Source organism: Achromobacter sp. T5-5, from assembly GCF_055397965.1.
Window position 1 is genome coordinate 5,739,017 of record NZ_AP027919.1, and the last position, 18,947, is coordinate 5,757,963.

Annotated in this window: 14 protein-coding genes; 8 read left to right on the forward strand and 6 right to left on the reverse strand. The window is 69.2% G+C overall.

Annotated features, from left to right (window positions below; translation table 11 throughout):
• Window positions 1-128: 128 nt before the first annotated feature.
• Window positions 129-1,211 carry an A/G-specific adenine glycosylase gene (gene mutY, locus ACZ50Q_RS25905; RefSeq protein WP_464079944.1) on the forward strand — a complete coding sequence of 361 codons (1,083 nt, stop codon included), beginning with the start codon at window positions 129-131 and terminating at the stop codon, window positions 1,209-1,211.
• Between the two features lie 21 nt (window positions 1,212-1,232).
• Here the strand turns inward: mutY and ACZ50Q_RS25910 are convergent, their stop codons facing one another.
• Complete coding sequence (locus tag ACZ50Q_RS25910; RefSeq protein ID WP_464079945.1) at window positions 1,233-2,057, reverse strand: helix-turn-helix transcriptional regulator; 825 nt, start codon at window positions 2,055-2,057, stop codon at window positions 1,233-1,235.
• Between the two features lie 90 nt (window positions 2,058-2,147).
• Between ACZ50Q_RS25910 and ACZ50Q_RS25915 the strand changes: the two genes are divergently transcribed.
• The gene (locus ACZ50Q_RS25915; RefSeq protein ID WP_464079946.1) at window positions 2,148-2,918 is read left to right on the forward strand and encodes a class I SAM-dependent methyltransferase; all 771 of its coding nucleotides are present in this window, start codon (window positions 2,148-2,150) and stop codon (window positions 2,916-2,918) included.
• A 1-nt stretch (window position 2,919) separates the two neighbouring features.
• On the opposite strand, the gene ACZ50Q_RS25920 is transcribed toward ACZ50Q_RS25915, so the two are convergent.
• The 4 genes from ACZ50Q_RS25920 to ACZ50Q_RS25935 are packed head-to-tail and all read right to left on the reverse strand — an operon-like array spanning window position 2,920 to window position 7,480.
• Window positions 2,920-4,470, reverse strand: coding sequence for a mannitol dehydrogenase family protein (locus tag ACZ50Q_RS25920; protein ID WP_464079947.1), 1,551 nt, complete (start codon window positions 4,468-4,470; stop codon window positions 2,920-2,922).
• Complete coding sequence (manD, locus tag ACZ50Q_RS25925; RefSeq protein WP_092579931.1) at window positions 4,458-5,669, reverse strand: D-mannonate dehydratase ManD; 1,212 nt, start codon at window positions 5,667-5,669, stop codon at window positions 4,458-4,460. The genes ACZ50Q_RS25920 and manD overlap by 13 nt, the downstream gene beginning before the upstream one ends.
• A gap of 51 nt (window positions 5,670-5,720) precedes the next feature.
• On the reverse strand, window positions 5,721-6,758 hold the full coding sequence (locus ACZ50Q_RS25930) for an L-idonate 5-dehydrogenase (protein ID WP_464079948.1): 1,038 nt from the start codon (window positions 6,756-6,758) through the stop codon (window positions 5,721-5,723).
• A complete protein-coding gene (locus tag ACZ50Q_RS25935; RefSeq protein ID WP_464079949.1) occupies window positions 6,758-7,480 on the reverse strand; it encodes a FadR/GntR family transcriptional regulator in 723 nt (240 codons plus the stop codon). Before ACZ50Q_RS25935 ends, ACZ50Q_RS25930 begins: the two co-directional genes overlap by 1 nt.
• Before the next feature lie 147 nt (window positions 7,481-7,627).
• Between ACZ50Q_RS25935 and iaaH the strand changes: the two genes are divergently transcribed.
• Window positions 7,628-9,085: an indoleacetamide hydrolase gene (gene iaaH / locus ACZ50Q_RS25940; protein ID WP_464079950.1), complete on the forward strand. Its 1,458-nt coding sequence runs from the start codon at window positions 7,628-7,630 to the stop codon at window positions 9,083-9,085.
• Here iaaH and metH read toward each other — a convergent pair whose 3' ends face one another.
• Window positions 9,086-12,859 carry a methionine synthase gene (gene metH / locus ACZ50Q_RS25945; protein WP_464079951.1) on the reverse strand — a complete coding sequence of 1,258 codons (3,774 nt, stop codon included), beginning with the start codon at window positions 12,857-12,859 and terminating at the stop codon, window positions 9,086-9,088. It abuts the gene before it with no gap.
• Window positions 12,860-13,310: 451 nt separating this feature from the next.
• On the opposite strand from metH, the gene ACZ50Q_RS25950 reads away from it, so the two are divergent.
• The 5 genes from ACZ50Q_RS25950 (at window position 13,311) to ACZ50Q_RS25970 (ending at window position 18,908) form a co-directional block, all read left to right on the forward strand.
• Window positions 13,311-15,356: a TonB-dependent receptor gene (locus tag ACZ50Q_RS25950; RefSeq protein ID WP_464079952.1), complete on the forward strand. Its 2,046-nt coding sequence runs from the start codon at window positions 13,311-13,313 to the stop codon at window positions 15,354-15,356.
• Between the two features lie 40 nt (window positions 15,357-15,396).
• The gene (locus ACZ50Q_RS25955; RefSeq protein ID WP_464079953.1) at window positions 15,397-16,287 is read left to right on the forward strand and encodes a cobalamin-binding protein; all 891 of its coding nucleotides are present in this window, start codon (window positions 15,397-15,399) and stop codon (window positions 16,285-16,287) included.
• Window positions 16,288-16,426: 139 nt separating this feature from the next.
• Window positions 16,427-17,230 carry a thiazole synthase gene (locus tag ACZ50Q_RS25960; RefSeq protein WP_076518653.1) on the forward strand — a complete coding sequence of 268 codons (804 nt, stop codon included), beginning with the start codon at window positions 16,427-16,429 and terminating at the stop codon, window positions 17,228-17,230.
• Window positions 17,227-18,069, forward strand: a complete 843-nt coding sequence (gene thiD, locus ACZ50Q_RS25965) for a bifunctional hydroxymethylpyrimidine kinase/phosphomethylpyrimidine kinase (RefSeq protein WP_076518652.1) — start codon at window positions 17,227-17,229, stop codon at window positions 18,067-18,069. Before ACZ50Q_RS25960 ends, thiD begins: the two co-directional genes overlap by 4 nt.
• A gap of 158 nt (window positions 18,070-18,227) precedes the next feature.
• Window positions 18,228-18,908, forward strand: coding sequence for a protein-L-isoaspartate O-methyltransferase family protein (locus ACZ50Q_RS25970; RefSeq protein ID WP_076521917.1), 681 nt, complete (start codon window positions 18,228-18,230; stop codon window positions 18,906-18,908).
• The last annotated feature ends 39 nt before the right edge of the window (window positions 18,909-18,947 follow it).

Here is an 18,947-nt window from a genome sequence, read left to right on the forward strand (position 1 = left end):
GCGCTTCTTCGGGCCGAATCGCGCTGGCCGCGCCTGCCGCCCCGAAAACGGGGCCGGCAGGCGCGGGTCCTTTCGGTTGTAACCGCTGGCCCCCGGCCGGGCAATAGGGCGATGCGATAATTGCCCGCATGGACTTCGCCCTTCGCATCGTCGCCTGGCAGCGCCAGCACGGCCGCCACGATCTCCCCTGGCAAAACACCCGGGATCCCTACCGGATCTGGCTATCCGAGATCATGCTGCAGCAGACGCAGGTAGCCACCGTCATCCCCTATTACGAACGATTCCTGCAACGCTTCCCGGACGTCGCGGCGCTGGCCGCCGCCTCGCAGGAAGACGTGATGCCGTACTGGGCCGGGCTGGGCTACTACGCGCGCGCCCGCAACCTGCACCGCTGCGCGCAGGAGATCGTGCGCGACTGGGACGGACGCTTTCCGCCTACCGCCGAGGCCATCGCCACCCTGCCCGGCATCGGCCGGTCCACGGCCGCGGCCATTGCGGCGTTCTCGAATGGCGAGCGTTCGCCCATCCTGGACGGCAACGTCAAGCGCGTCTTCACCCGGCACTTCGGCATCGCGGGCGATCCGGCCAAGCGCGAGGTCGAGCAACGCCTGTGGGCGCTGGCGCACGCGCAGGTGGATGCCGCGCCGGGGCTCGACATGGCGGCGTACACGCAAGGGCTGATGGACCTGGGCGCCACGCTTTGCACGCGCGGCAAGCCCGCGTGCGACCGCTGCCCGGTGGCCGACACCTGCGTCGCGCGGCGCGAGGGCCGCCAGGCCGAGCTGCCCACGCCCAAGGCGCGCAAGGCCATTCCCGAACGCGAGACCTGTATGTTGGTGCTGCGGCACCGGGGCGCCTTCCTGCTGCAGCAGCGTCCCGAGCCCGGCATCTGGGGCGGGCTGTGGAGCCTGCCCGAATTCGACGTGGCGGGCGATCCCGACAGCGCATCGCGCGCGCTGGGGCTGGAGCCCGAACAGCGCTTCGAACTGGCCGCCTTTGCGCACACGTTCACGCATTACCGGCTGCACATCCGCCCGTGGCTCGTGCCCGTGCGGGCGGTCGGCGTGCGTGAATCGGCGCTGCCGCAGCGCTGGGTGCCGGCCCACAAGCTGGGAACCATGGCGCTGCCCGCGCCGGTCAAGAAACTGTTGCAGGGGCTGGTGGACGCCGGGATGCAGGACAGCTTGTTCGGCGAGGAAGATGCGGCCTAGGTGTCAGACACCGGCCGACGGTCACTCGCCCGCCCCGCTCAACAGCATCACCAGCTTCAAGTCCGGATGCGTCGCCAGCCGGAACGTGATCTGCTGATACGCCAGTCGGCCGCGCCGCGGATGCTGGAATTCGCGCAGGCCGCCTTCGCGCTCGACCACCGCATGGCGCGTCCACCAGTGTGAAAACACCACGCTCTGGCGGCTCAGGCTGTCCAGCAGCGACAGCACCGCCGGCTCGTCCAGGTGCGCGCCCGCGTCGGCGCGGAACTCCGCCACCACGCGGCGCGCGCGCTGGTCCCAGTCCACCACCAATTCGCGCGCGGCGGGATCCAGGAAGATGTAGCGCAGCAGGTTGGGCTCGGGGGCGCGCTCGGGCCAGTTGTCGAACAGGTCGATGAGCGGCGCGTTGCAGGCCAGCACGTTCCAGGCGCGGTCCAGCACATAGGCCGGCGCGTCGATCGCGTTGACGCATTCCTGCAGCGGCCCTGGCGCGCCGCCCGCGTCGTCGCGGGCATGCTGGGGATCGGCGCAGTCGGCCAGGTCGAAGAGGTAGGCGCGCTCCGCGCGCGCCAGTTGCAGCACGCCCGCGATGCGCGACCACACCGACGGCGACACGGATACCTCGCGGCCCTGCTCGATCCAGGTGTACCAGGTGACGCTGATGCCGCAGAGCTGCGCCACCTCTTCGCGCCGCAGCCCCGGCGTGCGGCGGCGCGAGCCTTCGGGCAGGCCGGCCATCTGCGGCGTGATGCGCGAGCGCGCGCTGCGCACGAACTCGCCCAGCGCGTGCCGGCGCAGGTGAGCGCCATCTTGGCCGGGAATGGCGGGCTGGGGGGAAGTAGTCATACCAGGATAAGCAATGGGCTTGTACGTGTATACGGGCCCGCCTATCTTAGCGCCTGCACCCCTTCCGCACGCCAGAAACAAGGATTTCCCATGACCGCCAGTTCCCACGACGCCGCCGTCGATCGCCAATTCAGCCCCCGCGCCGCCGCCTACCTGACCAGCGCCGTCCACGCGCAGGGCGAGGACCTGCTGCAGATGGCCGCCATCGCCGGCCGGCACCCCGGCGCGCGCGTGCTGGACCTGGGCTGTGGCGGCGGCCACGTGAGCTTTCACGTCGCGCCGCAGGTCCCGCACGTGACCGCCTACGACCTGTCGCAACAGATGCTGGACGTGGTCGCGGCCGAAGCCGCCAAGCGCGGGTTCGGCAATCTGGTCACCTGTCAGGGCAAGGCCGAGTACCTGCCGTTCGGCGACGGCGAGTTCGACCTGGTGATGTCGCGCTATTCCACGCATCACTGGCAGGACGCCGGGCGCGGCCTGCGCGAAGCCTTCCGCGTGCTCAAGCCGGGCGGTACCGCGGTGTTTGCCGACGTGGTGTCGCCGGGCGAGCCGCTGCTGGACACCTGGCTGCAGACCATCGAAGTGCTGCGCGATACCTCGCACGTGCGCGACTACTCGGTGGCCGAGTGGACCCGCATGCTGACCGAGGCGGGCTTCACGCTGCAGGAACTGGCGCCGCGCCGCCTGCCGCTGGAATTCCAGTCCTGGGTCACGCGCATGCGCACGCCCGACACGCTGGTAGCCGCCCTGCGCCACATGTTCGAGATTGCGCCGGACGTGGTGCGCGCGCATTTCGAGGTGCGCGACGACGCTTCCTTCACCAGCGACACGGCGACGATCGTGGTGAAAAAACCGGCCTGATTCAACCCGGCGGCGGCGGATACCCGGCGGACAGGGTCCCCGCCACGCCCAGGCTGCGCAGGGACTGCGCGGCCTGCGCCAGCGCCTGCACAAAGCGCGGCGCCTGGCCGAGGTCGCCGAACACCGGTTCCAGGCCCGTCATCGCGCCCGCCCACGCCAGCATCGCCGCCGGCCCCTCGCCCGCCTGACGCGCCGCCTCGTCCGCCCGCGCGCGCCGATCCGCCAGCGCCTCGGCCATCGGATCCTGGATCTCGTAAGCCCGTCCGGCCTGGTCCGATCCGCGCAGGAAATGCAGCCACCCCGCCACCGCCAGCGCCAGCCCCGGGATCGGCGCCTGCGCCGCCAGCCGGTCCCGCACGGTGCCCAGCAGGCGCTGCGGCAGCTTCTGCGAGCCGTCCATAGCGATCTGCCGCGTCTGGTGGCGAAGCGCGGGGTTGGCGAACCGCTGCAACAGCCCGTGGCGATACTGCGCCAGATCCAGCCCGGGCAGCGGCGGCAGCGTCGGCTCGATCTCCTGCCGCATCAATTCGCTCAGGAAACGCCGCATGGCGGGCTGGGCCATCGCCTCATCGACGGTGGCCCAGCCCGCCATCACCGACAGGTAGGCCAGCGCGGAGTGCGCGCCATTGACCATGCGCAGCTTCAGCGTTTCGAAGGGCGCGGCGTCGGCCACGAAGCGCGCCCCGCCCGCGGCCCAGTCCGGCCGGCCCGCCACGAAGTCGTCTTCGACCACCCATTCCAGATAGGGCTCCGCCATCACCGGCCAGGCGTCGCGCACGCCCAGCGTTGCCGCCACGTCGTGCCGGTCCGCGTCGGTCGTGCGGGGCACGATGCGGTCGACCATCGAGCACGGAAACGCGCACGCCGACGCGATCCAGTCGGCCAGCGCCGCGTCGACCCGCGCCGCGAACGCGAGCACCAGCGCGCGCAGCAGGCGGCCGTTGGCCGGCAGGTTGTCCAGCGACATCACCGTCAGCGGCGCGCGGCCCGCCGCGCGGCGGCGCTGCAGGCCGTATGCCAGGAAGCCGATCACGCTGCGGGGCGACGCCGGATGCGCAAGGTCGTGCGCAATGTCGGGATGGGCCAGGTCCAGCCGACCGCTGGCCGGATCGTGGCAATAGCCTTTCTCGGTGACCGTCAGGCTGACGATGCGCGTGTCCGGCGCGGCAATCCGTTCCAGCACGGCGCCGGGTTGCTCGGGCGCCACCAGCATCTCCCGCAGGCAGCCGATCACGGCAAGGCGCTGCCGGGGCGCGCCGCCGCCATCCGCGTCGCGCAAGGCCAGCGTGTACAGGCCGTCCTGCGGCGCCAGCGCGTCGCGCGTGTCGGCGTGGCGCAGGGACACGCCGCAGACGCCCCAGTCCGGACCGGCCCCGGCGCGCAAGGCGGCGTCGTTCACCGCCGCCAGATGCGCGCGCGCGAACGCGCCCAGGCCCAGATGCACGATGCCGGTACGGAGCGCCGACCGGTCATAGCCCGGATGCGCCACCTGCGCGGGCAGGCCGGGCAGCGCGGCGGCGCCCAGGCGGCTGCCTTGGCCTACCAGTTCCATAGCGTCCCGTCGTGCTGCAGCCGGTTCACCGGCAGATAGGCGCGCCGGTAGGGATATTTGGCGGCCAGCGCCTCGTCGATCTCCACTCCATGCCCCGGCACGTCGCCTGGATACAGCATTCCCTGGTCGAACGTGTACGCGTGCGGGAACACCGCGTCCGTCTCCTCGGTATGGCGCATGTATTCCTGGATGCCGAAGTTCGGCACCCACAGGTCGAAATGCAGCGCCGCGCCCATGCAGACGGGCGACAGGTCGGTGGCGCCATGGCAGCCGGTGCGCACCTGGTAGAGCGAAGCCAGGTCGGCGATGCGCCGCAGGTGCGTGATGCCGCCGGCGTGGACCACGGTGGTGCGGATGTAGTCGATGAGCTGGTTCTGCACCAGGTCCTTGCAGTCCCAGATCGTGTTGAAGATCTCGCCCACGGCCAGCGGCGTGGTGGTGTGCTGGCGGATCAGCCGGAACGCTTCCTGGTTCTCGGCAGGCGTCGCGTCTTCCATCCAGAAGAGGCTGTAGGGCTCGAGCGATTTGCCCAGCCTGCCCGCCTCGATCGGCGTCAGGCGGTGGTGCACGTCGTGCAGCAGATGGTGTTCAAAGCCCAGTTTCTCGCGGATGCGCTCGAACAGCTGGGGCGCATGGCGCAGGTATTTTTCGGTGGACCAGTCGTGCTCGCTGGGCAGGTCGGCGTCGGCGGGCTCGTAGAACAGGGCGCCGCGGCCCACCCCATACACCTTTTCCAGCCCGGGCACGCCGCTTTGCGCGCGAATGGCGCGGTAGCCCATGTCGGCGTAGCGCAGCACCTCGTCGACGGTGTGCTCGATGTCCGAGCCGTTGGCATGGCCATAGACCATCACGCCGCTGCGGCTCTTGCCGCCCAGCAACTGGTACAGCGGCAGGCCGGCGGCCTTGGCCTTCAGGTCCCACAGCGCCGTGTCCACGCCCCCGATGGCGGTCATGGTGACCGGCCCGCGCCGCCAGTAGGCGCCCTTGTACAGGTACTGCCAGATGTCCTCGATCTGATGCGCATCGCGCCCGATCAGGCAGGGAATCACATGTTCGGTCAGGTAGGCGGCCACCGCCAGTTCGCGTCCGTTCAGCGTCGCATCGCCGATGCCGGTCAGGCCCTGGTCGGTTTCGATCTTCAGGGTCACGAAGTTGCGGCCCGGAGAACAGACAATCACGCGTGCATTCGTAATCTTCATCGTGGACTTCCGGCTACATGGAGGGAATGGCCGCGCGCGGCGGCCGACGGGTCAGAACGTCACCATCACTTTCATCGCCTGCTGGCGGTCGCCCGCCAGCGCAAAGGCGTCATGCACGCGCGCCACCGGCATCGCCGCCGTGAGCAGCGGCGACACGTCGAGCAGGCCGCGGCCCAGGCAATCCACGCCCATCGCGTATTCGTCCACGAAGCGGAAGCTGCCGATGCAGGACAGGCTCTTGACCATGATCTGGTTGAACGGGCAGCCCTCGCTGCTGCCGCTCAGCGTACCGACGGTGACGACCACGCCGCGCGGGCGCGCCGCGCGCACGCAGCTCGCCAGGCCCGCGTAGCTGCCGGAAGCCTCGAAGCACGCGTCCACCGAGCCCTTGCCCGCGGCCAGTTCATCCAGCGCACCCGGGTCCGCGGCCGCATTGATGGTGCGCGTCGCGCCCACACGGGCGCACGCCGCGAGCGTCTGGTCCACGATGTCCACGGCGATGACGTGGCTGGCGCCCGCCAGGCGCGCGGCCATCACGATCAGCGCGCCGATGGGGCCGGCGCCGACCACCATGGCCGTCCTGCCCAGCAGCGACCCGGCGCTGCGCACCGCGTGCAGGGCGACCGCCAGCGGCTCGGCAAAGGCGGCCAGCTCGAAAGACAGGGAATCCGGCACCGGCACGCACTGCCGTTCCTGCACGATGACCTCTTCGCGCATCGCGCCCTGCATGTGCGGATAGCGGCTGGCGCTGCCGAAGAAATGCACGGATTCGCAGTGATTGGCGTCGCCCTGGCGGCAGTAGCGGCACACGCCGCAGGTGCGCGCCGGATCCAGCGCCACGCGGTCCCCCGGCTTGACCGCCGTGACCGCCGCGCCCACCTCCAGCACCTGGCCGGACGCTTCGTGGCCCGGCGTGAGCGGCTCGCGGATGACGAAATCCCCCACCCTGCCGTGCCGGAAATAATGCAGGTCCGACCCGCAGATGCCGACCGCCTTGATGCCGACGCGCACCTGCGACGGCTCCAGCGGCTGCGGGTCCTGTTCGTCCAGGCGCAGGTCCTGCGCCCCGTGGATCATGCAATTGAGCATCAGCGCCACCCCTGCGCGAATTCGCCGATCACCCGTTCCAGGTGATCGCGCATGGCCTGCCGGGCGCCGGGCGCGTCGCGGGCCACCAGCGCGCCGAAGATGCGCTGGTGATCCGCCTGCGATGCCTGGCGCAAGGCCTGTGTATGGAAATGCTGTTCGATCTTTTCCCAGACCGGTCCCTGAGCCTGGTCCCACATCGACGTCACCGTCGCCAGCAGCACGCTGTTGCCGGTGGATTGCGCAATGCCCAGGTGGAACCGGCGGTCGGCCTCGGCGTTGGCGGCCTTGTCCGTCATGCGGTCGCGCATGGCAGTCAGCGCCTCGAAGATGCGGTCCAGGTCCGCGTCGCTGCGCGTGGACGCCGCCAGCCCGGCGATCTCAGATTCGATCAGGCAGCGGGCGCGGAGCAGTTCGAAGGGGCCGGCGCCCGGCTCCTGCAAGGCGGGCGGGCGGTTGGCGCCGGGCTCGCAGACATAGATGCCCGAGCCCCCGCGCACTTCCACCACGCCCTGCAGCTCCAGCGCGATGATGGCCTCGCGCACGGACGTGCGGCTGACGTCGAAGCGTTCGGCCAGCGCGCGCTCGGCCGGCAGGCGCTGGCCCGCCGCGAATTCGCCCTGGGCCACGAGCGCATGGATCTGGGCGGCCAGCCGGACGTACCCGCGATCTGGCGCGGACCGGGCGGCCGGGACGTCGGGCTTGGTGAGCGGTTGCAGCGTCATGGTGCCTCAAATTGGTTAGACCAAATCGTATTTGGTCCACCAATTTCCACCATCATGGTTTACCACTATGGGCCCGGCGTGCGCCCTCGACAGCGACGGCATCGACCTTGTATAGATACGGGTCGACCGACAGCCCCAGGAAATCCCATGCCCAGCACGACCGACCTGCCCTTGCCGTCCGCCCTGGCGGACCTGACCGTCGCCGAAGCGGCGGCGCTGATCCGCGAGGGCCGCCTCACCAGCCTTGCGGTGACGCAGGGGTGCCTGGACCGCATCGACGCCCGCCAGGATCTGAACGCCTTCATCACCGTCGACCGCGAGGGCGCGCTGGCGCAGGCGCGCGCCTACGACGCGGCGCCCGGCAAGGGTCCGCTGGGCGGCGTGCCCATCGCGATCAAGGACAACATCCACGTCGCGGGCCTGCCGAACACGGCGGGAACCCCGGCCCTCAAAGATTTCCGGCCGGCCCAGGACGCGCCCGTCGTGCAGCGCCTGCGCGAAGCCGGCGCCGTCATCCTGGGCAAGACCAACATGCATGAACTGGCGTTCGGCGTGTCCGGCTACAACACGGCCTTCCCCGGCCCGCACGGCGACGGCACGCGCAACGCCTACGATGCCCGCCTGATCGCCGGGGGGTCGTCATCCGGCAGCGGCGCGGCGGTAGGCGCGCGACTGGCGCCCGCCGCGCTGGGCACGGACACCGGCGCCTCGGTCCGCCTGCCGGCCTCGGTGAACGGCGCGGCCGGTTTTCGCCCGACCGTGGGCCGCTACGACGGCGCAGGCATCACCCCGATCTCGCATACCCGCGACACGCCGGGCCCCATCGCCAACGGCATGGCGGACATCGTGCTGCTGGACGCGGTGCTCACCGGCCAGACGCAGCCGCTGGCGCCCCTGCCGCCCGCGAACATCCGGCTGGGCCTGGCCCGCTATTTCTGGGCCGATCTGGACCCGGCGGTGCAAGCGATCGCGCAGGACGCGTTGCATCGGCTGCGCGCGGCGGGCGTGACGCTGGTGGAGCTGGACATGCCCGACCTGCCCGCCGCCAACGCGGCCGTGGGCATGCCGCTGTGCCTGTACGAGCAGAAGCCCGACCTGACGGCCTATCTGGCGCGCTACCACGTGGGGGTGAGCTTCGAAGCGTTGGTGGCGCAGATTTCCAGCCCCGACGTGAAGGGCATCTTCGACAACCTGATCGTGCCGGGCGTGCTGCCCACGCCCGACGGGCAGATCCTGGCGCTGCAACCGCTGTACCAAAGCGCCATCGCGACCGGCCGCCGCGAACTGATCGACGTCTACCGCCGCGCCTTCAAGGAACATGCGCTGGACGGCCTGCTGTTTCCGACCGTGCCGGTCCCGCCGCCCGCCGCGGCGCCCGAGGCCAGCAGTTTCGAGACCTTTGCCCGACTGGCGCGCAACGTGGACCCCGGCAGCAACGCGGGCCTGCCCGGCCTGAGCGTGCCCGCCGGGCTGTCCGCGCAGGGCCTGCCCGTGGGGCTGGAGGTCGACGGCCTGCCGGGCGAGGACCGCAAGGTGCTCGCCATCGGCGTGGCCATCGAATCGATACTGGGGCGCATCGCCGCGCCCCCCGCGCCGGATCGCTGACTAGCCCAGATTCGGCGCCAGCGTGCGCTTCAGGTCCTCGATGCTGCGTCCGCTGCGGCGGGCGTAGTCTTCGAGCTGGTCTTCGCCGATGATGCCGACGTTGAAGTACTGCGACTGCGGGTGGCTGAAGTAAAAGCCCGACACGCTGGACGCCGGGTACATGGCGTAGCTGTCGGTCAGCATCATGCCGATGTCCTCGCCGTCCAGCACGCGGAACATGTCGGTCTTGACCACGTGTTCCGGGCAGGCCGGATAGCCGGGCGCCGGACGGATGCCCACGTACTTCTCGGCGATCATGTCCTCGTTGGACAGGGCCTCGTCGGGCGCGTAGCCCCACAGGTCCTGGCGCACGCGCGCGTGCAGGCATTCCGCGAAGGCTTCGGCCAGCCGGTCGGCCAGCGACTTGAGCATGATGCTGGAATAGTCGTCCAGCGCCTTCTCGAATTCCGCTTCCTTCTTCTCGATGCCCAGGCCGGCCGTGACCGCGAACATGCCGATGTAATCGAGCTTGCCGCTGGACTTGGGCGCGATGAAGTCCGACAGCGACTTGTTGCTGACGCCTTCGCGCTTGGCGCCCTGCTGGCGCAGGTTGCGGTACGTGAACAGCACTTCGCTGCGGGTCTCGTCCTTGTAGACCTCGATGTCTTCGTCGTTGACGCTGTTGGCCGGATAGAAGCCGACGACGCCGTTGGCGGTGAGCCAGCGGCCTTCGACGATGCGTTTCATCATGGCCTGGCCGTCGGCAAAGACCTTGCGCGCCTGCTCGCCCACCACCTTGTCGTCCAGGATGGCGGGGAACGGGCCGAACAGGCTCCAGGTCTGGAAGAACGGGCCCCAGTCCACGTACTTCGCGATCTCGGCCAGGTCGTAGCTCTTGAAGGTGCGGCGGCCGATGAACTTGGGGCGCGGCGGCGTGTAGTTGTCCCAGTCGATCGCCGGACGCGAGGCGCGCGCCTCGGCCAGCGGCAGGATGGGCGTGGCCTTGCGGTTGGCGTGGCGACGGCGCACGTCTTCGTATTCCGTGGCCAGTTCGGCCAGGTACGCTTCCGACTGGTCCGACATCAGGTTGGTGGCCACGCCCACCGAACGGCTGGCGTCCGGCACGTAGATGACCGGGCCTTCATAGTTGGGCGCGATCTTCACGGCGGTGTGCACGCGGCTGGTGGTCGCGCCGCCGATCATCAGGGGGACCTTGCGGCTGCGGAAATACTCGTCGCGCTGCATCTCGGATGCCACGTACGCCATCTCTTCCAGGCTGGGCGTGATCAGGCCGGACAGGCCGACGATGTCGGCGTTCTCTTCCTTGGCCTTTTCCAGGATCTGCGCGCAGGGCACCATCACGCCCATGTTCACGACTTCAAAGTTGTTGCACTGCAGGACCACCGACACGATGTTCTTGCCGATGTCGTGCACGTCGCCCTTGACGGTGGCGATGACGATCTTGCCCTTGGCGCGCACGTCGCCGCCGGCCGCCGCGATCTGGCGCTTTTCTTCTTCGATGAAGGGAATCAGGTGCGCCACCGCCTGCTTCATGACGCGCGCGGATTTCACCACCTGCGGCAGGAACATCTTGCCTTCGCCGAAGAGGTCGCCCACGACGTTCATGCCGTCCATCAACGGGCCTTCGATCACCTCGATGGGCCGTCCGCCGCGCGCCGCGATCTTCTGGCGCACCTCTTCCGTGTCTTCCACGATGAAGGCGGTGATGCCGTGCACCAGCGCGTGCGACAGGCGCTGCTCGACGTCGGCATTGCGCCACGCCAGGTCCTCTTCCTTCTTGGCGCCCGAGCCCTTCACGGTGTCGGCAAACTGCACCAGGCGTTCGGTGGGCGTGCGCTCGTCGTCGGGATCGGTCTTGCCGACCGGCTCGGCGCGGTCCAGCACCACGTCTTCCACCAGGTCGCGCAGCTTGGGATCCAGATCGGCGTACACGCCCAGCTGGCCGGCGTTGACGATGCCCATCGTCATGCCTTCCTTGACCGCGTAGTACAGGAACACGGTGTGGATGGCCTCGCGCATCGGCTCATTGCCGCGGAACGAGAAGCTGACGTTGGACACGCCGCCGGAAATGCGGGCGTAGGGCAGGTTTTCGCGGATCCAGCGCGTGCCTTCGATGAAGTCCACGGCGTAGTGGTTGTGCTCGTCGATGCCGGTGGCGACCGCAAAGACGTTCGGGTCGAAAATGATGTCTTCGGGCGGGAAGCCCTCTTCCTCGACCAGGATCTGGTAGGCGCGGCCGCAGATTTCCTTGCGGCGCTCCAGCGTGTCGGCCTGGCCCAGTTCGTCGAACGCCATCACCACCACGGCGGCGCCGTAGCGGCGGCACAGGCGCGCATGATGGCGGAAGGGCTCCAGCCCTTCCTTCATGGAAATGGAGTTCACCACGGCCTTGCCCTGCACGCACTTCAGGCCGGTCTCGATGACTTCCCACTTGGAGCTGTCGATCATGACCGGCACGCGCGCGATGTCGGGCTCGGAGGCGATCAGGTTCAGGAACCGGTGCATGCAGGCCACCGAATCCAGCATGGCCTCGTCCATGTTGATGTCGATGATCTGCGCGCCGTTCTCGACCTGCTGGCGGGCCACGGCCAGCGCCTCGTCGTATTTCTCTTCGCGGATCAGGCGGGCGAACATCTTGCTGCCCGTCACGTTGGTGCGTTCACCCACGTTGACGTACAGCGTGTCCTCGTCGATGTTCAGGGCCTCCAGGCCCGACAGCCGGGTCTTGACCGGAATTTCGGGCACGACGCGCGGCGTCAGCGCCGTGACCTTCTCGGCAATCGCGCGGATGTGGTCCGGCGTGGTGCCGCAGCAGCCGCCCGACATGTTCACCAGCCCGGCGCGCGCGAATTCCTCGAGCAGGGCCGAGGTATCGGCCGGCGTCTCGTCAAACCCCGTCTCGGCCATGGGATTGGGCAGGCCGGCGTTGGGATACACACAGACGTAGGTGTCGCAGATCTTGGACAGCTCGGCCACGTAGGGGCGCATCAGCGCGGCGCCCAGCGCGCAATTCAGGCCGATGGTGACCGGGCGCGCATGGCGCACCGAGTTCCAGAAGGCCTCGACCGTCTGGCCGGACAGGATGCGGCCGGACGCGTCGGTCACGGTGCCCGAGATCATCACCGGCAGGCGGATGCCGCGCTGCTCGAAGACTTCCTCGGTGGCGAAGATGGCGGCCTTGGCGTTCAGCGTGTCGAAGATGGTTTCGATCAGGACGATGTCGATGCCGCCGTCCAGCAGGCCGTTGAGCTGTTCGATGTAAGCGACGCGCAGCTCGTCGAAGGTGACGTTGCGCGCGCCCGGGTCGTTCACGTCCGGCGAAATGGACGCCGTCTTGGGCTGCGGGCCCAGCGCGCCGGCCACGAAACGCGGCTTGTCGGGCGTGCTGTAGGCGTCACAGGCCTGGCGCGCCAGCTTGGCCGACTCCAGGTTCAGTTCGTAGGCCAGTTCCGGCAGGTCGTAATCGCCCTGGGCGATGGTGGTGGCGCCGAAGGTGTTGGTCTCGATGACGTCGGCGCCGGCTTCCAGGTACTGGCGGTGGATTTCCGAGATGACGTCGGGGCGCACCAGCGACAGCAGCTCGTTGTTGCCCTTCACGTCCTTGCCGTGGTCGGCGAAGCGCTCGCCGCGGAAGTCCGCTTCGCCCAGCTTGTAGCGCTGGATCATGGTGCCCATGGCGCCGTCCAGGATCAGGATGCGCTTGCCCAGCAGGCGGGCAAAGTCGCCGCCGCGGGTATAGGCTTCGGGAGGGTACGGCAGGCGGGGATACGACACGATCAGGTCCAAAGGGGGTTGGCCACGGCAGCGCAGATGTGGCTAAAACGCGAAAAACGCCGGAAAAACAAGCCCTGATCGTAACAAAATGGGCCTTCGCGCGCCTCACGGTGATACAGTTTCGGCCCCGAACCGGTGCTTTCGGCGCACCAGGCCGGGCAAGGACGCAACACTTGCCCGCCGCGCGCGAAAGGTAAACGGGAAACAGGAAGACGCCCCCCGGGGCCGCCGCGCCGCCCAGAAGGCGCCCGGCAGCTCCCCATGTCCAGCCTGTGCTGCCCCCGCAACGGTCCCCATGCGCGCAGATGCGCCCATGGCAGCCCGATACCGGCCAGTTCGCTCGTCAGGATGCCTCTCCCACGCCACGCGGCCTCACGGCCCGCCCGGCGCCTGGGCATCCTCCCCATCGTGAATGGCCTGCGGGGTCGCGGGTCGCTTCGAGGTCAAGTAGATGAAAGTCCGCTCCATCCGGCGCTATGCCGGCGCCCTGCTCTGTACCGCTCCGGCCATCGCCGCCGCCCAGCAAACCGCTCCCGCCCCGCAAGAGCTCGACAGCATCACCGTCACCGCCCAGCGCGTGCCCACCGACGGCCGCACGCTGCCGGTGTCGATTTCGGTCATCACCGCCCGGGACATTGCGGCCAGCAGCGCCCGCACGATGCAGGATCTGCTGTCCACGCAGGCCGGCATCAACCTGATCAACACCACCAGCTCCAGCGACAACGCCATCGTGGACCTGCGCGGCTTCGGCATCACCGGCGCGAGCAACACGCTGATCCTCATCGACGGCGTCAAGCAGAACACCAACGACCTGTCGGCGCCCAGCCTGGGCGTGGTGCCCCTGGACCAGGTCGAACGCATCGAAATCGTGCGCGGCAGCGGCTCCGTGCAGTACGGCGGCGGCACCACCGGCGGCGTGATCAACATCATCACCAAGTCCGATTTCACGAAGGAGCCGGTGACCGCCCGCGCCACCGCCACCTTCGGCAGCTACGGCCTGCGCCAGTACGACGCCGCCGTCTCCATGAACAATGAAAAGGTGGGCGTGGACGCCTACATGCAGTCGCTGCACAGCGACGGCTACCGCGACAACAGCGGCGAGCGCCGCGAAGGCGGCGGCGGCGGCATCACGTTCCGCCACGACGACGGCTCGATCCGCCTGTACGGCCGCACCACCACGCAGAAGCTGGAACTGCCCGGCCCGCGCACGATCAACCCGTTCACCGGCGTCAACGAATACCAGGACGATCCGCGCGGCTCGAAGAACGACGTCGACTACGTCAAGACCACGACCACCACCTTCGGCCTGCAGCTCGAACAGGCCATCGGCGCCGGCGTGCTGTACTCGGACCTGTCGACCCGCGAAAAGAAGCTCAGCGGCCTGACCTACGACGGTTTCGGCGACACGCTGCGCGACCAGAAGCTGGAAGAGAACATCGCCAGCGTGCGCTACCGCCTGCCGATCAATGGCGGCCACAGCATCGTCTTCGGCGCCGACGCGCAGGAAGCCAAGACCACCGCCGACCAGAACGCGTACTACGACTTCGAGCCGTCGCAATGGCAGTCGCGCCAGCACCAGTACGGCCTGTTCGCCGAAGGCCAGATCCGCGCCACGGACAGCACCTACGTGACGATGGGCGTGCGCCGCCAGTATGCGTCCGACGACCTGGACGTGATCTCGGGCTCCGGCACGCCGTCCAATCGCAGCAATCACCTGACCGCCTGGCAACTGGGCGTGCGCCAGGACCTGTCCGGCGGCTTCGGCGTGTACGGCAAGGTCGGCCGCAGCTTCCGCCTGCCCAACGCCGACGAACTGCTGTCGGTCCAGTCGCCGCTGGCGCCCCAGACCTCCATCGACAAGGAACTGGGCGTCACCTGGCAGTCGGCCACCAGCAGCGCGCGCCTGTCGTACTTCCACTATGACCTGACCAACGAGATCCAGTACAACCCGCTGGCCGACGGCCTGTGGGGACCGGGCACCGGCGCCAACACCAACCTGGATCCGACGCGCCGCCAGGGCATCGAGCTCGAAGGCCACACCGCCATCTCCAGCAGCCTTACCCTGGACGCCAACCTGACCTGGATGGAAGCGCAGTTCCGTTCCGGCACCTACGCCGGCGTGGACCTCGCGGGCAAGACCGTGCCGCTGGCGCCCAAGTGGCTGGCCAACGCCGGCGTGACCTGGCGCCCCACTGACGCCTTCCTGTGGAACGTGTCGGCGCAATACGTGGGCAAGTCGCGCATGGACAACGACCAGGCCAACCAGTTCGACAAGCAGTTGGACGCGTACGTGCTGTTCAACACCAAGCTGGCGTACAAGTTCACCCGCAACATCGAAGCCGCGGTGGGCGTGAACAACATCTTCGACCGCCAGTACGCCACGTACGGCATCCGCGGCGGCAACGCCTCGTTCGAAATGCTGGGTCCGGTCGCCAACTACAGCCTGTACCCCGCCCCCGGCCGCAACTTCTACGCGTCGCTCACGCTACGCTATTGATTGCTGCCCGGCGCTTGCGCCAACCCGACGGAGCCGCCGCATGACCTCCTACCGCGTCCTGACGACCGCCGGATTGGCGCTGATGCTGGCGCTCGGCCCGGCGCTCGCGCGCGGCGCGCCGGCCATCCAGGTCCAGGATGACCGCGGCCGCAACGTCGCGCTTGAATCGCCCGCGCGCCGCGCGGTGACGCTGGCGCCCCACGCCACCGAACTGGCCTACGCCGCCGGCGCGGGCGACTTCCTCGTGGGCACCGTGCGGGGCAGCGACTATCCGCCCGCCGCCCGCGCGCTGCCCGTCCTGGGCGACGGCACGCAGCCCGACGCCGAACGCGTGGCGGCCGCCCGCCCCGACCTGCTGATCGCCTGGCAGCCCGGCGCCGCCGAACCGCTGGCGCGCGTGATGGACAAGCTGGGCGTGCCGGTCTTCTACAGCGATCCCCTGACGCTGGCGGCCATACCTGGCGCGGTGGAGCGCATGGGCGTCCTGTTCGGCACCGAAACCGTGGCCAACGCGGCCGCGCGCGACCTGCGCGCCCGGCTGGACGCCCTGAAGACGCGCTATGCCGGCCGCCGGCCGGTGCGCGTCTTCGTGCAGGCGGGCCTGAATCCCATCTACACGCTGAACGACGCCAGCATCGTCAGCGACGCGCTGCGCCTGTGCGGCGGCGTCAACGTCTTTGGCCAGGCGTCCATCGTGGCGCCGCAGGTCAACCTGGAAGGCGTGCTCGCGGCGCGGCCCGAGGTCGTGCTGGCCGGCGTTGCCGGGCCTGAAGACACGCGGGCGAACCTGGCCGCATGGCAGGCGATGGGCCTGCCGGCGGCGCGCCAGGGCCACGTCTACGGCATCGACGCCGACGCGCTGTACCGGCCCGGGCCGCGGCTGATCGACGCGGCCGAGTCCCTCTGCGCCGACCTGGACCGGGTGCGCTGACGCGCGCGATCCGCAAATAGTGGAACGCGCCGGGCGGGGGCCTGTCCTGCCCTTGCGCGTCCTGCTTTATCATTCGTGCACCAACAGCCAGTCCCCCGCGGGCCTCGCATCGTGCGCGCCCGCCCTTTGAAGCACCGCCATGACCACACAAGACACCCTCACCATCGCCGGCCGCGCCTATTCGTCGCGCCTGCTCGTCGGAACCGGCAAGTACAAGGACTTCGAACAGACCCGCGCGGCGCTGGACGCCAGCGGCACGGAAATCGTCACGGTCGCCATCCGCCGCACCAACATCGGCCAGAACGCCGGCGAACCGAACCTGCTGGATTACGTCCCCACCTCGAAATTCACCCTGCTGCCGAACACGGCAGGCTGCTACACCGCCGACGACGCCGTGCGCACACTGCGCCTGGCGCGCGAGCTGCTGGACGGCCATGATCTGGTCAAGCTGGAAGTGCTGGGCGACCCGCACACCCTCTTTCCCAACATGCCCGAAACCCTCAAGGCCACCAAGACGCTGGTCGACGAGGGCTTCAAGGTCATGGTCTATTGCACCGACGATCCCATCCAGTGCCGCATGCTGGAAGACATGGGCGCGGTCGCCGTCATGCCGCTCGCGTCCCTGATCGGCTCGGGCATGGGCATCCTGAATCCCTGGAATCTGCGCCTCATCATCGACCAGGCCCGCGTGCCGGTCGTGGTGGACGCCGGCGTGGGCACGGCGTCCGACGCCGCCATCGCCATGGAGCTGGGCTGCGACGCCGTGCTGATGAACACCGCCATCGCCGCCGCGCGCGATCCCGTCCTCATGGCCAGCGCCATGAAGAAAGGCGTGGAAGGCGGCCGCGAGGCCTTCCTGGCCGGCCGCATGCCCAAGAAGCTGTACAGCGGCGCGCCCAGCTCGCCCACCGAAGGGCTGATCACCGCCGGTCCCGCCAAATGAACTCCCGCCAGCCGGCCGCCAGCGGCCGCCCCATCCCCAACGCGCTGACCATCGCGGGCGTCGACCCGTCCGGCGGCGCCGGCATCCTGGCCGACGTCAAGGCCATGAGCGCGCTGGGCGCCTACGGCTGCGCCATCATCGCCGCGCTCACAGCGCAGAACACGCAGGGCGTGACCGGTATTTCGCCCGTGCCGCCCGCCTTCGTCGGCCTGCAGATCGACACGCTGTTCACCGACGTGCGCATCGACGCCGTCAAGATCGGCATGCTGGGCCAGCGCCCGGTCATCGAGGTGGTCGCCGAAAAGCTCGCCAAATGGACGCCCGCCCACGTGGTGCTGGATCCGGTCATGGTCGCCAAGAGCGGCGACCTGCTGCTGGAAAACGACGCCGTGGGCGCCATGCGCGAAGCCATGCTGCCCCTGACCACCCTGCTGACGCCCAACCTGCCCGAGGCCGGCGTGCTGCTGGAAGAGCGGCCCGTGGAAACCGTCAAGGAAATGCGCCGCGTGGCCGAACGCCTGCGCAACAAGCTGGCGCATTCGGGCGAGCGCTGGGTGCTGGTCAAGGGCGGCCACCTGCCCGGCAGCGAAACCATCGACCTGCTGCACGACGGCGATCGCATGATCGAACTGCCCGGCCACCGCATCGACACCGCCAATACGCACGGCACCGGCTGCACGCTGTCGGCCGCGCTGGCCGCGCTGCTGCCCCAAATCGGGGACGTACCGGAATCGGCCAAGCGCGCCAAGGCCTACCTCACCGAGGCCATCCGCCACGCGGAGCGCCTGTCGGTGGGCTCCGGCCACGGCCCGGTCCACCACTTCCACGCCTGGTGGTAGGGGCCCCCGGCCCCACGCACGGCGGCGCCCCGCGGGGCGCCGTCCGCGTGGCCGGGACCGTGCGCCGCGCCTGAAACATCTGCCGCGCCGGCGCGTCGTCACAGGACGCTACGAATCGGTACAATGGCCTGTTGATTCCTCTGTTTTTTCTGACCGTCATGAACGCTTCGACCCTGCCCGACGTAGAACAAGCCCGCTTCAACATGGTGGAACAGCAGATCCGCCCGTGGGATGTCCTGGACGCCAACGTGCTGCAAGCGCTGTTCGATGTGCGCCGCGAACAATTCGTTCCGCCGGCCCTGCGCGCGCTGGCGTTTTCCGACCTGGAGCTGCCGCTGGAGATCAATGCGGTCAACACGCGCCAGACCATGCTGGCCCCCAAGGTCGAAGCGCGCCTCGCCCAGGAACTGCTGCTGACCAAGTCCGACTGCGTGCTGGAGATCGGCACGGGCTCGGGCTACCAGGCCGCCCTGCTGGCCTACCTGGCGCAGCAGGTCACCTCGGTTGAAATCGACAGCCGCCTGGTGACCTTCGCGCAGCAGAACCTGCAGATGAACAACGTCACCAACGTCAAGGTCGAAACCGGCGACGCCCGCAATGGCTGGGGCTCCACCGAATACGACGCCATCCTGGTCACCGGTTCCGTGCCGGTCGTGCCGGACGCGCTGAAGTACCAGCTGCGCGTGGGCGGCCGCCTTGTCGTGGTGGTTGGCCAGGCGCCCGTCATGACGGCCTGTCGCATCACCCGCACCACCGCCGCCAGCTTCGAAACCGTGAACCTCTTCGAAACGGTCATCAAGCCGTTGCGCGGCGTCGCGGTGTCCCAGTTCAAGTTCTGACCCCGCAAACCCGCCGCCATCCGCCCGGCCCCCATGGGG

Excerpts from the sequence above, each read along its gene's own strand:
- mutY (WP_464079944.1), top strand. The coding sequence starts at position 129 with ATGGACTTCGCCCTTCGCATCGTCGCCTGGCAGCGCCAGCACGGCCGC.
- ACZ50Q_RS25910 (WP_464079945.1), bottom strand. The coding sequence starts at position 2,057 with ATGACTACTTCCCCCCAGCCCGCCATTCCCGGCCAAGATGGCGCTCAC.
- ACZ50Q_RS25915 (WP_464079946.1), top strand. The coding sequence starts at position 2,148 with ATGACCGCCAGTTCCCACGACGCCGCCGTCGATCGCCAATTCAGCCCC.
- ACZ50Q_RS25920 (WP_464079947.1), bottom strand. The coding sequence starts at position 4,470 with ATGGAACTGGTAGGCCAAGGCAGCCGCCTGGGCGCCGCCGCGCTGCCC.
- manD (WP_092579931.1), bottom strand. The coding sequence starts at position 5,669 with ATGAAGATTACGAATGCACGCGTGATTGTCTGTTCTCCGGGCCGCAAC.
- ACZ50Q_RS25930 (WP_464079948.1), bottom strand. The coding sequence starts at position 6,758 with ATGCTCAATTGCATGATCCACGGGGCGCAGGACCTGCGCCTGGACGAA.
- ACZ50Q_RS25935 (WP_464079949.1), bottom strand. The coding sequence starts at position 7,480 with ATGACGCTGCAACCGCTCACCAAGCCCGACGTCCCGGCCGCCCGGTCC.
- iaaH (WP_464079950.1), top strand. The coding sequence starts at position 7,628 with ATGCCCAGCACGACCGACCTGCCCTTGCCGTCCGCCCTGGCGGACCTG.
- ACZ50Q_RS25950 (WP_464079952.1), top strand. The coding sequence starts at position 13,311 with ATGAAAGTCCGCTCCATCCGGCGCTATGCCGGCGCCCTGCTCTGTACC.
- ACZ50Q_RS25955 (WP_464079953.1), top strand. The coding sequence starts at position 15,397 with ATGACCTCCTACCGCGTCCTGACGACCGCCGGATTGGCGCTGATGCTG.
- ACZ50Q_RS25960 (WP_076518653.1), top strand. The coding sequence starts at position 16,427 with ATGACCACACAAGACACCCTCACCATCGCCGGCCGCGCCTATTCGTCG.
- thiD (WP_076518652.1), top strand. The coding sequence starts at position 17,227 with ATGAACTCCCGCCAGCCGGCCGCCAGCGGCCGCCCCATCCCCAACGCG.
- ACZ50Q_RS25970 (WP_076521917.1), top strand. The coding sequence starts at position 18,228 with ATGAACGCTTCGACCCTGCCCGACGTAGAACAAGCCCGCTTCAACATG.